Origin of the sequence: Bradyrhizobium sp. 195 (assembly GCF_023101665.1) — a bacterium.
Taxonomy (GTDB): Bacteria; Pseudomonadota; Alphaproteobacteria; order Rhizobiales; family Xanthobacteraceae; genus Bradyrhizobium.
The window spans coordinates 2,671,573-2,686,983 of the sequence record NZ_CP082161.1 but is presented as its reverse complement, the minus strand read 5'-3'; the positions used below and the strand labels follow the sequence as shown (position 1 = coordinate 2,686,983).

The window sequence follows — 15,411 nt, the reverse complement described above, 5'->3', positions numbered from 1 at the left end:
CTTTTCTTACGCGGCCGCGCCCAGTCGTGCATAGCGCAGGACATGGAACGCAGGGTCGCCGAACTGGATGTTGATGGAAGAGATCCGCTTGAAATAGTGGCCCACATTGAGCTCATCGGTCATACCCATGCCGCCATGCAGCTGCACAGCCTGGTCGGCGACGAATTTGGCCGCATAGCCGATCTTCGTCTTGGCGCCGGAGGCGAGCCGCGAGAGCCCGGCTTCACCGTCGCTGATGCTGAGATTGAGATGTTGCATCAGCGAGAGCGCTTCCTGATGGGCGATGAACATATCGACCATCCGATGCTGCAGCACCTGAAACGAACCGATGGTGGTGCCGAACTGCTTGCGGGTCTTCGAATATTCCAATGTGGCGGAATTCAACTCGCCAATGGCACCGACCGCTTCCGCACAGAGCGCGCCGATGGCGCGGTCGCGGCAGGCCTCCAGCGCAGCCACGCCCTCGCCTTCCTTGCCGAGCAACTGCCCACGGACATTGCGCAGACTGATCTCGGCGGCGCGCCGGCCGTCGATGGTCCTGAAGCTTTGCAGATCGACACCAGCCGCGCGGCGGTCGACCACGAACAGACTGACCCCATCGCGGTCCCGTCGATTACCCGAGGTGCGCGCGGAAATGAGGATGTAATCCGCCCAGGGCGCCGCGATCACCGCCGTCTTTCCGCCGCTCAGGACATAGGCATCGCCCTCGCGTCGCGCGGTGGTCGTCACGTCTGCGAGATCGAACCGCCCCCCCTTCTCCGTCCAGGCCAGCGTCCAGATCTTCTTGCCGTCGATGATGTCGGGGATGAAGCCCTGTTTCTGCGCGGCATCGCCTAGCCGTTCGATCAGGCCGCCGGCCAACACCACCGTCTCGACGAACGGCTCGACGACGAGATGGCGCCCGAATTCATGGGCGATGATCATGGTCGACAGCGGACCGCCGCCGAGGCCACCAGCGTCTTCCGCGAACGGTGCAGCCAGCAGGCCGAGTTCGGCGAACGCCGCCCATTGCCTGCGGCTAAAACCTTGTTCGTCGGCGACGATCTTGCGGCGCGCATCGAAATCATACTGATCGCGCAGCAGGCGCTGGATGCTGGATCGCAGCAACTCCTGCTCTTCCGTAAACTGAATGTCCATCCGACCCTCTCGATACTCTGGCTAGAGACCAAGCACAACTTTTGCGATGATGTTGCGCTGAATCTCGTTCGACCCGCCGTAGATGCTGAGCTTGCGAGAATTCAGGTACTTTTCCGACGCGGTGTGCCCGTATTCAGAGCCGGGCATGAAGTGGTTGGCGCTGACCGGATGCTCGCGCAGCGCGAGCCCGTAATTGCCGATCGCGCGATGAGTCAATTCGGTGATCTTCTGGAAAATCTCAGTGCCGCGGATCTTGAACAACGAGGCGGCCGGTCCAGGGTCGATGCCCCGCGCCATCTGAGCCACGACACGCAGCTCGGTCGCCTCGAGCGCCAGTACGTCGAGTTCCACGAGGGCGATCTCGCGCAGGAAGTCGAGATGCGCAGGATCGTCGGGCGCGACCTCGGCCTCCACGATCTGCTTTAGTTTGTTGATGTAGCGCGTCGATCGACCGATGCCGGCCATGCTGGTTCGTTCGTTGCCGAGCAGAAACTTGGCATAGGTCCAGCCCTTGTTCTCCTCGCCGATCAGGTTCTCGACGGGGACACGAACGTCCTCCAGAAAGACGTCGTTGACCTCATGGCTTCCGTCGATGGTGATGATCGGCCGCACGGTGACGCCGGGCGACTTCATGTCGATCAACAGGAAGGAGATGCCGGATTGTGGTTTCGCATTCGGATCGGTCCGCACCAGACAGAAGATCCAATCCGCATGCTGAGCGAGCGTCGTCCAAGTCTTGTGACCATTGACGATATAGTGATCGCCGTCGCGCACGGCCTTGGTGCGGACGGTTGCCAGGTCCGAGCCGGAGCCCGGCTCGGAGTAGCCCTGGCACCACCAGTCCTCGCCCGACAGGATACGCGGAAGAAACTTCTTCTTCTGGGCATCGTTGCCGAACGTGTAGATGACAGGCCCCACCATGGTGACGCTGAATGCCAAGGGCGGCAGCGTGCCGGCGCGGCTGGTCTCCTGTTCAAAGATGAAGCGGCGCGTGATCGACCAGCCGGGACCGCCGTACTCCTTGGGCCAGAGAGGCGCGATCCAGCCCTTTTTGTGCAGAATGCGATGCCAGAGCAGCGATTGCTCCTTGGTCAGGTCGGTCTCCGGATTCGGGACTCGCATTTCCGCAGGGTAGTTTTCCGCGATGAAGGAGCGCACTTCGTCCCGAAATGCGGCATCCTCTGGAGAAAGCGCCAGCTCCATACTATTTGCTCCTCACCACTTCTCGCCGAAAGGACGAATCTCCAGCTCGAACGTCCATGCGCTTTTCGGCTGCTGGTAGAGTTGCCAATAGGATGCAGCAACGGAGGACGGCGGCATCAACGCATCCGGATCGTCCAGCGCGTTTGGCCCGAGAGCCTCCAGCCGCCGCTGCCGAACCCATTCGGTATCCACACCGGAATCGATGATCAGATGCGCAACGTGGATATTTTGGGGGCCAAGCTCGCGAGCCATTGCTTGCGCGACCGCGCGAAGGCCGAATTTTGCGCTCGCAAAGGCAGCGTAACCGCTGCCGCCGCGGAGCGAAGCGGTCGCCCCCGTAAAGAAGATCTTACCGCCCCCGCGCGGCAGCATCAGGCGAGCCGCCTCGCGGCCGGCCAGAAAGCCCGAATAGCAGGCCATTTCCCAGACCTTGCGGAAAACGCGCTCAGTGGTCTCCAGAATCGGGAAGTTGACGTTCGCGCCGATGTTGAAGATGCAGACTTCCAGCGGCGCATGTTTGTCTGCATCGTTCAGGAACGAGACGATCTCGTCTTCCTTGCGAGCGTCGAGCGAACGGGCGTGAACCTCTCCGCCGGCAGCCTCGATATCCTTGACGAGCGGAGCCAACTTTTCGCCGTTACGACGGCCGGCGAAGACGGTGAACCCTTCTGCGGCAAACTTCTTGGCGATCTCGCCGCCGATGAAATCGCCGGCGCCGATGACAGCCGCGGTTGCGTTTCTCTTCTGCACGGGCGTGCTCCCTGTGAGGTTATACTTCGCTTGCGAATTAGCTTGCCGTGAACCCGCCGGACCGCGTCGTCGACGCGCTCGGCATCACGGAAAGTACATAGCGTTCTTTTTTAGAACTCGTCAATTGATATTTGAAGTTGGCGCTTCGAGGTCGCAAGGCGAACGAGGCTCCGACCTCAAACTGAACTGGATATCGAGCCTGACTGCCCGAGCACGGCAGAAGATGCGCTGTCCCGGTCCAGGGACAGATCATTCAAAGTGACCTCGCTCACGGCACGAAGTTGAAGGACATCAGCGCTGTCCTTTATCGGGGCCGCGCTTGCGTCCAAAGATATTGCCGCCGAGCTCACCACTTCACCGCGAGGGCGGCTGCTTTGGTGGTCGCGCCAGACGGCGAGCGGCTCGAAGCCCTACCTGCAAGGCTCACCGCGATCATCGCCGGCGAGCAGCGGCGAATTTCATTCATGATCGCCGAACTTCGATGCAGATATCACTTGGTCCTGGAAGTGGTCCCGCGGGTTTGTTCGACGATGGATTCCTCCACGTCTCGCAACTGATCCTTTCCGAAGAACATTTCCTTGCCGACGAAGAAAGTCGGCGAGCCGAACGCGCCCCGGCTCACGGCGTCGTTCGTCAACTCGATGAGCCGCTTCTTCACATCGTCTTCCTGCGCACGTTTTGCCACGCGATCGATATCGATGCCTGAAGAGACGAACGCGCTCCGAAAAACTTCAGGATCGTCCATTTTCTTCGGTTCTTCCCACATATGATGATAGGCGGCCCTGAAGTAGGGCTCGAACACTCCCTCGAACTGCGCCGCAACCGCGCAGCGCATCAACATGAGGGTGTTGACGGGGAAGAAGGGATTGGTGCGGAATTTCGTCACGTTATGGCGGCGAATGAACCGCTGCGTCTCGAGCGCCTGATACTCCGGCTTGTTCTTGATTCCACGAAGAGAATCGAAGGGCGACATGTTTCCGGTGGCCTTGTAGATGCCGCCAAGAAGGACCGGGACGTACTCGAATTTGGCCCCGGTTCGCTGTTCGATGCCCGGGATCGCGACCTCGGCCAAATAGGCGTTCGGACTACCGAAATCGAACTGGAATTCTACTTTCGGGGTCATGTCGGCGTCCTCCGGACAATTTTGATGATTGTGACATGGGTTTACAGTTCTATTTTTGAACTGTCAAACCGATACTCGGGCAATTTGGTCGATTTTTCCGGGGGGTATTGTTTGAGGATCAGTACCTATCTAGAATGGTATGACTTGTCGCTTCTCCGCAGATTCGTGGGAGAATGATCGGGGCTATTGGAGACCGCGGATGAAATGGAAGGAACTTGAGGAAGAGCCATGCTCAATGGCCAGGACTATCGCCGTAATCGGCGACCGATGGACGCTGCTCATCCTACGCGAATGCTTTTTGCGTACTCGCCGCTTCGAGGGATTCCAGTCCGCCTTGGGAATAACCCGCCATCTCCTTGCCGAGCGGTTGAAGAAGCTTGTCCGGCAAGGCATTCTTCGCCGAGTCCCCTATCAAGAATCGCCCAAGCGCCACGAGTACATCCTGACGCAGAAGGGCCTCGATCTCTATCCGATCATGATGGCGATCGTCCATTGGGGCGACACTCACATGGTCGACGAACGCGGTCGGCCGCTTCTGCATCAGCATCGCAACTGCGGTAAGAACTTCGACCCCGTCATGGTTTGCTCCGAGTGTGGCGAGCCGGTTTTAGCCAAAGAGGTCCATACGCATCCGGGCCCTGGTGCCAGGCGCCCCCTTGCGAAAAACGACCTGGAAGCGCCGGCCCCAAAACCCAAGGTACGACGCAAAGCAGCCTGATCACCCTGCCCTGCGAAGCCAGGCCAAGCCGCTACGCAAATGATTGAGGGGCTGACCGTTTCACCGAGATCAGCCTCCATGTTTGCCACCGGCTGGGCGCTCGATGAGTAAAAGTTCAAACTCGGATCACGTCTGGGTTCGGGGCGGAGCCGTAGAGAGATTCGACCTGGTCCGACCGGCACTTCAAGACCGCGCGTTGATTGACATACGCCTTGTCGGTGATTTCTCCGGCGGCAATTGACGGCGGCTCCTTGAGCAGCACGAACGAGTGGACCTTCTCGCTGCTGCCAACGGTCCGGTTGTACTCTTCGAGGCGATCCTTGAGGAACTGCACGACGACGGGATTGGGGTTCAGGTCGGAAGACGACTGCGAAGAGATCCGGGCCGCCTCAGTCGGGTTCAGCCAGCAAAGCAGACCGCAGCATTCTCGGTTTTCGCCTGCAATCACCACATCCGACAGCACGCCGCGGCCAGCTGACAAGATTGCGGCGCGCATGTTCCCGATCGATACCCAGGTCCCGTTCGCGAGCTTGAAGTTTTCGGAAATCCTGCCCGTAAAGCGAAGTCCCTTTTCGGGTTTCTCGGGGTCCATGAACGAGACCGTGTCGCCGATGCGATAGAAGCCTTCTTCATCAAAGGCTTGTTCCGTCAAATCCGGCCGGCCGAGATAACCCGGCGTGACGTTGGGACCCTTGACCCGCACCTCGTATGTATCGGAAACGGGAAGCAGTTTAAGCTGCAAACCGGGCGCGGGAAGGCCGATTTCCCCCGGTCGATCGGTAGCCCAATGGGTCGTACTGATCGTTGGAGCGGTTTCCGTCGTACCGTAGCCGGACATGACAGGAATCCGCCGGTCGGTGATCGATGACGTCAATCGGTAAAGACGCTCGAGCGTGTTCTGCGAGATGGCTGCGCCAGCGTAGCTTATCCTGTCCAACCGCTTCAGTATGCGCGCCCCAAGCTCGGAATCCTTCTCGATGGCGTCGCAAAGGAAATTATAGCCGGCCGGCACATTGAACATCGCGGTCGGCGAAACCTCTTGGAGATTGAGGAGCGTTTTGTGGAAGAGCTGCGGTAATGGCCGGCCGTCGTCGATGTAGAGCGTCCCTCCATTCTTGAGTATGCCGTGCAGAATGACGTTGCTTCCCATGGTGTGGTGCCATGGCATCCACTCGACCTGAACAGGCGCTTCGGACGGGGCTACCAGCAAGCTACCCATTTGTAGCGAGCTCGCCATCATGCGGTGAGTATTCAGGACGCCCTTGGGAAGGCCCGTCGAGCCCGACGTGAAGAGGACTTTTGCGACGGAATCGCAAGATACGGAGCGGGACGCGCGTTCGAAGCCTTCATAGCCACTCCTCTGCTTCGTCAGGTCGGAATAGCGCACCGTTTCGGGAGCACCGTCTACGCTGATCCAGCTTGCCGCCTTCAGTTCCGGAATGGAGCGGGCGGCGGCGAAATCGCGTCCGCTTTGCACGAATACGAACTTCGGACGCAGCACCTCTGCGATATCCTTCAGGCGCGCCAAGCCGCCAGGCATCAAGGTGTAATTCGGCGAGATCGGCGCGAAAACCAAGCCGATCGACATTGCGGCGAAAGAAATCACCGCATTCTCTATGGAATTCCCGGAGAGGATGGCAAGACTATCCGAAGGCTTCGCATCCATTTCGATCAGGCTTTGACCAACCGCCTGAACCGAGGACCAGGCCTGGCTATATGTGATCTCGTCCCACTCGCCGTTTGAATTGCGCTGAGCCAAGAAGATGCGATCGGGAGCGGCTTTCGCCCAGGTCAGCAGGAAGTCCGTGACACGCCAATCGCACTCTCCCAGCTCGAGCGGCGACTTCAAGATAAGCGTACCGTCGCTCCGACGCTGCAGTGAGACCTCTTTGGGCGCGAAGACAGGTTCGTTCGTTGACATTGAAATTGATCCCATGACTTACCGTAGGCCGACCCCGCACACTCGCGTGTGATCCGGCTTCTGATCGCCGACCATCTCGCGAAACTTGCGCGGGTGACTTATCCCAGGAGCTCGGCAGCGCATTCGATCACGCGCTGCTTTGCAGTTTTCTGCTCGAAACCGCTACTCGGATTTCGCGTCGAGCACATCTCCGAACAACTTGTACGCCGTGCCGGTCCAGCGCTGCAGCCGCATTTGAGACCACATCATGTTCGCGTTTTCACTGGTATTGACCTCAATTCCCGGCAGCGCGACGGGGACGATGGCCTGCTTGAGATTCTTTGCCTGCGCGAGAATATTCTTGCGGGAGAGGTCATTGCCGCATTGTTTCAGGATCTGCTCGAGCAGAATTCCCTGCTGATATCCGACCAGGTAGGTCCCGTTGGTGATGTCGGCGCCGGGGATATACTTCTCGAAGAACTTTCTGTAGTCCTGCATGGCAGGATCGTCCTTCCACGCCTCGTCAGCAATGTCTTTGGTGATCGTGCCGGCGATTACGCCGATCGACTTGTCGAGACCGGCCGGCGCGAGCGTGCCACCAACGGACGCGGAAGGAAAATTGATGATGATGGTCGCCTTCCATCCGATCACCGAAGCCTGCCTGATTGCCTGCGCCGCAAACTTCGGCGTCCCAGCGATCACGAGAGCCTCGGCTCCAGTGCTCTTCAGGTTCGTGATCTGTGAATCGATCGTGGGCTCGGTGACCTCGTAAGCGGCTGTCACGACCTTCCGATCGAACTCGCCGCCGAGATACGCCTTGAAAGCATTGACGTAGTCTTTGCCGAGGTCGTCGTTCTGATAGAGAATGGCGTACTTCGCGTTGGGAAGCACTTTGGTTAGATACTTGGCGTAGATCTTCCCTTCGGTATCGTAACTGACGAGACCGGTCGTCGTCAGGGGATAATTGGCGATATCCGTGAACTTGGATGAGCCGCTGATGATCGCAATGCTGGGCACGCCTTTCGCCCTGAGATACTTGGCCGTAGCCGAGATGCCGGGCGTACCAAGCTGACCGTACATGAACGATACTTCGTCGCTTTCGACCAGCTTGCGCACGTGCTCCACCGCCTTGGGTGGGCTGTATGAGTCATCGTAGGCGATGTAGTTGATCTTGCGGCCGTTGACGCCACCTCGCTCGTTCAGCGATTGGATATAGGCGATAAGACCCTTGCCCACGAGCCCGATCGATGACGCCGGTCCGCTGAAGGGGTAAACCCCGCCAATTTTGATCTCGGTATCGGAGACGCCTGGCTCTTCCGCCGCAGACGCCGGGCCGCTCAAAAGCACAGCCAGTGCTATCGCGATTTTCCATTTCGCTATCATCGATCATCCTCCCCCACGCGCGCCTGTCGGGGCACGCCAGTATGTTGGTTGACCTTCTGCTTTGCGCGCTTCCCCGCCGGTCGTCGGTTCGCACCGACCGGAGTGAGGCTAGAGGTCTAATCGGAGCATACCGTTCTTTTTTAGAACTCGTCAAGAGTCTCTGTAGGCTAAGATCTGCGACACGATCATCCGAGACCTAACCTGCCGGTCATTCCGGTCCCGATAGCTCCACGCCCAGTTCGACCAATTACTTCCGTTATCGAACTTACCGCGCTGTGCCGCGAGCGACGGCCTCAAGACGGACTGGACCGCCGCCACTCGAGCGCAGGTCGTCAAGTACTGCCAATGAAAAGCTCGATCAGCGCAATCACGGTATCGGGCGCGTCTTCCTGGCTGAAGTGTCCCGCGTGCGGAATTTTTATGATCGGCCTCCCCGGCCAAATCGCACTGAAATCGGCGATCTGCGTGTCGGGCGCGATGGCGCGATCCTTCATGCCGACAGCAAGCATCGCCGGCTTGGACTTCAAATTGTCAAGTAGCGGAAAGCCCTCAGCGAGGTAGGGCCGGATTCTGCCGAGCAGTGCATCGAGCGGAAACTCGATCGCTCCGAGACATTCTTGTTTGGTCGTGAATGGCGAACCGTAGGCCGCGAGCCAATCGGCGTTGACGACGGAGAGATCCTCCAGACCTTGAGTCTTCATGACGCTAAGGATGTTTACACCCAGATGTCCCAGCACTTCAGTGAGCGTTCCGGCCCTGTGATGATCGAGGACGAACTGGAACCACGGCGTCAGCCCCGGAGGAGCGTTGCCGTAGCCAGTAAGTGTGTTGAGCAGAAACAGCCGCTTGATGCGATCGGGATAACGTAGCGCGAACGCCGAACCGATCAATCCTCCCCAGTCCTGCACAACGAGCGTGATGTTCGTGAGATCGAGCGATTCGACCAACTTGGTGAAGTTCTCGACGTGGGTTCTGAGCGAGTATTCGCGATTTGGAGGCGTCTCGCTCTTGCCGAAACCCATATGGTCGGGAACGATCACCCTATGTGAAACCGCAAGCGGTGGGATGAAGCGGCGATAGAGATAGCCCCACGTCGGCTCACCGTGCAGACAGACGATAGGATCGCCACTCCCCTCGTCGACGTAATGCATCCGGAAACCGCTTCCTTCGAAGAAGCGAGGCTGGAAGGGCCAGGTTCCACCGAAGGTCTCGCGAGAGTCGATCATCGTTGCGCTTCAACTCGTTCTGAACGGCTTTTCACCCTTTTCCGTCGCCCGCGCCGATCATTTCCCGCGGAAAACGGCTGGACGACGTTCGATGAAGGATTGAATGCCTTCCATCATATCCTCGCTACCGAGAACGCGGTCCTTGATCTTGGGTATGTAATCGATCGCGTCTCGTTCGGCCGCCTCGATATACTTCAGCGCGGCTTGCTTTGTGACCTGTATTCCGAGCGGCGCATTTTTTACGATCGTCTGCGCCAGCGCCATGGCCCGATCGATCTGGCTTCCCGGCTCGACCACTTCCTGCACGAGGCCAATCGCGTGCGCCCGCTCGGCATTGAACTCGTCGCAAAGGAAAAGGTGATACATCGCGTCCCCCCAACCTGCGCGCGTCAGGAATCGGAAGTGAGCGCCGCCGAGAGGTGCAATTCCTCGCTTTGCTTCCATTTGGCAAAACCGGCTATCCGACGCAGCGATGACGATATCGCCGGCAAGCATCATTTCGATTCCGATCGTATAGACGATGCCCTGCACTGCCGTCACGATCGGCTTGCGGCAACGTCCCTTGAGCGCAAAAGCATCGATGTTGCTCGGAGGAATCTCGCTTTTCTCGGCGTTCGGGCCGAAGAATTTTGGCATGTCGAGACCTGACGTGAAGTCCGTTCCTTCTGCGCAAACGACGCCCGCCCAATAATCGTCGTTGCCGTCCAGAAGCGTCATGGCATTCGACATCTCCACCATCATGGCGGGTGTGAAGGAATTCTTCTTCGCTGGATTGTCGATGATGATCTTGAGGATCCGACCATGCACTTCCGTGCGGATCCGGCCCGATGGGCCCTTCTGATCGCTCATTTGTATCCTCCAGACGCGGCAACCACCGACCGCGTCGCCAAAGCCTGCTTTCTTTCTGACGAGTTGACAGCGCAGCTCGCAAGTCGGCTACAACAATCTTGTGCCAACCCTATTCAGAGGTGAATGCCGCCGCCGAGGGTTGCGCCTGCCCCGCGACGTTTACGCCTCGCGCCTCTCGTGCGCGCGGAGGAGGCTCACCTACCGAGCGTCATTTCGTCCCTCGGCAGGGGTCCCTTTCCAGACATGCGCGCCCCATTTGCGCGCATTTGAGCGCGATCAAGCTGCCTGGCGTGGCAGCCCTGCCCTGTAGGCCGCCGCTTCCGATGGCGGCCCCAGATACAGCACCCGCGTTACCCGCACCCGTGCCGCTGGTGGCCAACGCGCTGGTTGCTCATGATCGAGATGTCACGCGAACGTGACGCTCTTGTTGAGTGGCAGTTCGCGCACACGCTTTCCGGTAAGAGCAAAGATTGCGTTGGCGAGAGCAGGTGCGGCCGGTGGGACTGGCGGTTCGCCAATTCCCCGCACTTCACCCCCAAGCTCCAATCCCTTGACGATGATTTCCGGCACCTGATGGAATCTCATGGCTTCAAACAGGTGAAAGTTCGTCTGGACCGGCGCAAAGTTTTCGTAGGTGAGCTCGCAGTTCATGGCATGGCCCAAGGCCCAGATGATGCCACCCCGCACCTGCGCTTCAAAATTGACCGGGTCCAGAATGCGCCCCACATCGCAAACGGCATATACCTTGTCGATCTTGATGCCCTGAGGAGTGTCGCTCACCTCGACGACTTGGGCCATGGGCACGCCGAAGGCCACTGTCAGCGCCAGGCCTCGGGCTCGCCGGTCGCCGATTCGCGAGCCTTTCCAGGCGGAAACATCTCGCAAGGTATGCAAGACCTTCTTGGAAGGTTCATGATTGCAGAGACGAATAAGTTCCGCCATCGGATCCGCACCCGCGGCATGGATCAACTCGTCCAGGAAGGAAGCATGGTGGAAGCCATTCGCGGACGCTCCGACGGATCGCCACGGGCTGACTGGCACCATTTCTTTCGCCCGGTAACCTGTCACCCGAAAGTTCGGTATGGCGAAAGGCTGATCCCAAATGCCGTTGACGCTTGAAGCATCGGGACCGGGAGGAACGGGCGCCTGCAGACGGTTGAACCAGGAAGCTCCCATCGATTGTCCAGCCACATCGATGCTCATGCTCTCGACCATGCCATCGCGAACCGTTCCCTTGGCGCGCGAGAGCTGAATCGGGCGCGGATAGTCGTGCCCCATGTTCTCTTCACGGCTCCAGGTCATCTTGACCGGAACGCCTTCCATGGCCATCGCGAGTTCGATCGCCTGCAACGCATAGGTGTCGTCCAGTCGCGCCCCGAAGCTGCCACCGATCGGCTGAGCGTGCACGTAGATCTTCTCTTCCGGCAGTTGGGTCAGCTTCGCCGCATGCGCCTGGAGGAATACCGGGATCTGCGTTCCCGTCCAGATGTCGAGCCGCTCCTTCGTATAGAGTACAACCGCATTCATGGGCTCGAGCGGAGCGTGGGCAAGATATGGAGTCCGATACTCCGCCTCAATCGGTTTGGATGAGCCGGCCAACGCCTTCTCGACGTCTCCGTCATTGCGAAGCCGGCTGTCCAGCAGGTCTTTGGAGAACGAATTCTCCAGCACCTTCCACATTCCAGCCGAGTCGGCCGGATAAGGAGGATCGTTCCATTCGATCTTGATAGCGGCCGCGGCCTGAAAAGCTCTCCACGTGTTGTCGGCAACGACGCCCACACCGTCTTTGATCGGAACGATCTTCTTGACGCCTCTCATCTTTTCCGCGCTAGAGGCATCATATCGTTTGATCGTGCCTCCCATGCCCGGGTTGGCCCGGACGGTGGCGTACACAATCCGGTCCGGACGAATATCGATCCCATACTGTTGCGTACCGGTAGACTTGGCGACGATATCGATCCGGCGCATCTTCTTGCCGATGTAGCGCCACTCCTGTTCCGGCCGGAGGGTGACATCGGTAACCGGTGCAAGCTGCGCTGCCTCGACGGCCAGCTCCGCGTAAGTGACGGACTTGCCATCGGGCAAGATGACCTGACCGTCCCTGGTTTTCAGCTGCGATCGGGGCACGCCCGACTTTCTGGCCGCCGCCTCCTTCAATGTCTCGCGAGCGACGGCTCCCGCCATCCGAAGTTTTTGATAGCCATCGGGTACGGTGGACGATCCTCCCGTGATCTGCATGCCGAGAAGACGGCTCAACACCTCGCCACCTCCCCGCGCCCCTCGAGCCATGAGGCCATCGTCGATCGGAGAGAAGGGGAGGCTGTCGTCCATGACCCGGCTGTTGAAGTAGGCCGGATTTGGCGGACCAGGATCGATGCGAACCTTGTGCGGATCCACGTCAAGCTCTTCGGCGATCAGATGAGCTTGGATGGAATATGAGCCTTGGCCCTTGTCGGCGCGCGGAGTGATGAGTGTAACGCCCTTTGCGTCGACGCGGACGTAGGGCGTGATCGCGGCTTCACCCGCCTTGAGGTCCTTGAGCAGCGGATTGGGAGGATCCTGGCGCAATCGGTAATAGCCGAAGGCGACGCCGCCGGCGATCGCAGCGGAGCCGATCAGAAACGTGCGTCTTGCAATTGTCCTGAGCCGAGCCACGTTATTTCCCCTTCATCATCTGGGCAGCAGTTTTGACGGCGCTGTGGATGCGAGTATAAGTGCCGCAGCGACAAAGATTTCCGCTCATGGCGTCGGCGATTTCGGTGTCTGACGGATCGGGGGTTTTCGATAGCAGGGCCGCTGCAGTCATCATTTGGCCGGACTGACAATAACCGCACTGCGCAACTTGGTGCTCGATCCAAGCCTGCTGAACAATGTGCAGGTTTGCGGGAGTGCCCAGACCCTCGATTGTCGTGATGCTGCCGCGGACCTCACCAGCGTTGATCGAGCAGGAACGAACCGCGGTACCGTCGATATGAACGGTGCACGCACCGCAAAGGCCCGCCCCGCAACCGTACTTCGGCCCTGAGATACCAAGCTCGTCTCGGAGCACCCAAAGGAGCGGCATTTCCGGTTCGACATCCAGATCGTAGCGCTTACTGTTGACGGTCAACTGCATTGCGAATGCTCCTGTAGTGGCGAACAACGGCACCTGCCTGCCTCTCCAAGCACCGCGGCCGCCGGATCCGATGTGTCGAACCTGGTACGTATTCTTGACGAATAGGTCGTTACGGAGGCCTCGGCCAATTCAGAATCGAATAGCTTTGCTTTACCGCTGAATTGCCGCGAAGCGCGTTTCGGCAGAACCGTTCTACACCTTGGATTTTCGGAAGCAGTGCGCAGCACGACGCTCGGTCCCGCAGGGCCCCCTCGTCGCTCGGTCCGTCTCTCAGATAACGTCTATCATGCTTTCGGCGAACACCGACGCAAGACCAGTTCGGAGCTGTCGTGCATCGGGCGTACGGATCAGACTCGGTGCTCCAGGCCCTTAGCATCAAATCGCCAAACGAACCTCAATGAAATGGCAGTTTACCTGCCTGCACAACGTGATAGTATCATATGCCCGTAATTGGGTCCGGCGCACCGCGCGCGGGTGCACGCAGCCTTCAGATGCAGCCTTCAGATCAAGGAGACCAGCATGGCGGGACTTAAAGACCACCCGATCGCCGAACGCATACGGCTCAACCCTCCGGCACCGCCTGCAGCCCTTAGCCTCGATGCTTTGAAGGCGTTGGTCATGGAATGCGGTGCAGATGATTGCGGTATCGTCAGCCTCGATGACCCCCTGGTAAAGGACGAAGCGGTTCACGCCCGACGGGCATTCGCGGGGGCGCGATTGGCGGTGAGCATCGTGAGCAGGATGAATCGCGGTCCCATCCGTTCACCCGCGCGTTCAGCGTCCAATAACGAGTTCCACAAGATTTCTCACGAGGTCGACGATATCGCGCGCGAGCTCGTTCGGCGGCTGGAGGACATGGGCATCTCGGCGATGAACCCGCCGATGGCATTCCCCATGGAGTTCGACAAATACCCGGAACGGGGATGGGTCGTCTCACACAAGCTCATTGCCGAAGCTGCCGGCGTTGGAAAGCGCGGCATCCATCGCAGCGTCATCCATCCCAAATTCGGCAGCTTTATCCTTTTGGGCACCGTGCTGGTCGATCTCGACATAGAGGCGCCGTCGAAGCCACTCGACTACAATCCCTGCTTCGAGTGCAGGCTCTGCGTCGTCGCCTGTCCGGTCGGCGCGATCAAGCCCGATGGCTATTTCGATTTTTCTTCCTGCCTCAACCACAACTACCAGCAGTTCATGGGCGGATTCGCACAATGGATCGAGGACATCGCGGACGCGAAGTCCGCCAAGGACTACCGTGAACGCCAACCGCTGGCAGAAACAGTCAAGCGCTGGCAGAGCCTCTCGTACGGCCCCAACTACAATGCGGCCTATTGCGTCGCGGTTTGTCCTGCCGGCGAAGACGTCATGGCCGGCTACTTGTCAGACCGCAAAGCGCACGTGGAAACGATCGTCAAACCGTTGCAGGACAAAGTCGAGCCGCTGTATGTCGTCCGGGATTCCGATGCAGCAAGTCACGCCGCGAAGATGTTCCCGCACAAGTCGCTTCGGTTTGTACGCTCGAGTGCCCGGGCCTCGAGTATCGGCGCATTTCTCTTCGGAATGGGGCTTACCTTCCAGCGTAATAGGGCTAAGGGCTTGAATGCCACCTACCACTTCGTCTTCACGGGCCAAGAGCCCAAGGAGGCCACGGTGGTTATCAAAAATCAGAAGCTGACCGTCACCGACGGCCTCATTGGTACCCCGGACTTGCGCATTCAGGCGGACTCAGCCGCTTGGCTGAAGACTTTGAATGGTCAGCTCTCGGTCGTCCTGGCGCTCGCGCAGAGAAAGATTCGATTGAAGGGTCCTCTTCAACTCCTGAAGGCCTTCGGCGCCTGCTTCCCGAAATGACAAAACACTGTTGCGAGCCAAGCCGTAGGCGTGCAGCTCGGGCGCCTACTGGCCGCAGGTTCGAACCTTTTAGTTCTTTTTTAGAATTGACTAAGCCATCATCTCAATGTTTTATTCCCGCAACCTCCCGGTCCGGCCCAGGAGACGGCGAGATCTGGC

The 15,411-nt window shown here is 59.1% G+C and carries 12 protein-coding genes; 2 read left to right on the top strand and 10 right to left on the bottom strand.

Annotation, left to right across the window (positions count from 1 at the left end; all coding sequences use genetic code 11):
* Positions 1-6: 6 nt before the first annotated feature.
* From IVB26_RS12490 to IVB26_RS12475, 4 genes are all read right to left on the bottom strand, one after another.
* Positions 7-1,137 (bottom strand): acyl-CoA dehydrogenase family protein, encoded by a 1,131-nt coding sequence (locus IVB26_RS12490; RefSeq protein ID WP_247971928.1) that lies wholly within the window; start codon positions 1,135-1,137, stop codon positions 7-9.
* 21 nt (positions 1,138-1,158) lie between these two features.
* A complete protein-coding gene (locus IVB26_RS12485) occupies positions 1,159-2,340 on the bottom strand; it encodes an acyl-CoA dehydrogenase family protein (protein WP_247971927.1) in 1,182 nt (393 codons plus the stop codon).
* A gap of 12 nt (positions 2,341-2,352) precedes the next feature.
* On the bottom strand, positions 2,353-3,090 hold the full coding sequence (locus IVB26_RS12480) for an SDR family oxidoreductase (RefSeq protein ID WP_246918154.1): 738 nt from the start codon (positions 3,088-3,090) through the stop codon (positions 2,353-2,355).
* Positions 3,091-3,580: 490 nt separating this feature from the next.
* Positions 3,581-4,213: a 2-hydroxychromene-2-carboxylate isomerase gene (locus IVB26_RS12475; RefSeq protein WP_247971926.1), complete on the bottom strand. Its 633-nt coding sequence runs from the start codon at positions 4,211-4,213 to the stop codon at positions 3,581-3,583.
* A 199-nt stretch (positions 4,214-4,412) separates the two neighbouring features.
* Here IVB26_RS12475 and IVB26_RS12470 point away from each other — a divergent pair, with 199 nt between their 5' ends.
* Positions 4,413-4,931 carry a winged helix-turn-helix transcriptional regulator gene (locus IVB26_RS12470; RefSeq protein ID WP_247971925.1) on the top strand — a complete coding sequence of 173 codons (519 nt, stop codon included), beginning with the start codon at positions 4,413-4,415 and terminating at the stop codon, positions 4,929-4,931.
* Between the two features lie 115 nt (positions 4,932-5,046).
* Here IVB26_RS12470 and IVB26_RS12465 read toward each other — a convergent pair whose 3' ends face one another.
* From IVB26_RS12465 to IVB26_RS12440, 6 genes are all read right to left on the bottom strand, one after another.
* Positions 5,047-6,852, bottom strand: coding sequence for an AMP-binding protein (locus IVB26_RS12465; protein ID WP_247971924.1), 1,806 nt, complete (start codon positions 6,850-6,852; stop codon positions 5,047-5,049).
* A gap of 162 nt (positions 6,853-7,014) precedes the next feature.
* Positions 7,015-8,214 (bottom strand): ABC transporter substrate-binding protein, encoded by a 1,200-nt coding sequence (locus IVB26_RS12460; RefSeq protein ID WP_247971923.1) that lies wholly within the window; start codon positions 8,212-8,214, stop codon positions 7,015-7,017.
* Between the two features lie 332 nt (positions 8,215-8,546).
* Positions 8,547-9,440: an alpha/beta fold hydrolase gene (locus IVB26_RS12455; RefSeq protein ID WP_247971922.1), complete on the bottom strand. Its 894-nt coding sequence runs from the start codon at positions 9,438-9,440 to the stop codon at positions 8,547-8,549.
* Positions 9,441-9,497: 57 nt separating this feature from the next.
* Positions 9,498-10,289: a crotonase/enoyl-CoA hydratase family protein gene (locus IVB26_RS12450; protein ID WP_247971921.1), complete on the bottom strand. Its 792-nt coding sequence runs from the start codon at positions 10,287-10,289 to the stop codon at positions 9,498-9,500.
* Positions 10,290-10,694: 405 nt separating this feature from the next.
* A complete protein-coding gene (locus IVB26_RS12445) occupies positions 10,695-12,944 on the bottom strand; it encodes a xanthine dehydrogenase family protein molybdopterin-binding subunit (protein ID WP_247971920.1) in 2,250 nt (749 codons plus the stop codon).
* A gap of 1 nt (position 12,945) precedes the next feature.
* Positions 12,946-13,404: a (2Fe-2S)-binding protein gene (locus tag IVB26_RS12440; protein ID WP_247971919.1), complete on the bottom strand. Its 459-nt coding sequence runs from the start codon at positions 13,402-13,404 to the stop codon at positions 12,946-12,948.
* 519 nt (positions 13,405-13,923) lie between these two features.
* On the opposite strand from IVB26_RS12440, the gene IVB26_RS12435 reads away from it, so the two are divergent.
* The gene (locus IVB26_RS12435) at positions 13,924-15,252 is read left to right on the top strand and encodes an SCP2 sterol-binding domain-containing protein (protein ID WP_247971918.1); all 1,329 of its coding nucleotides are present in this window, start codon (positions 13,924-13,926) and stop codon (positions 15,250-15,252) included.
* Positions 15,253-15,411 lie beyond the last annotated feature (159 nt).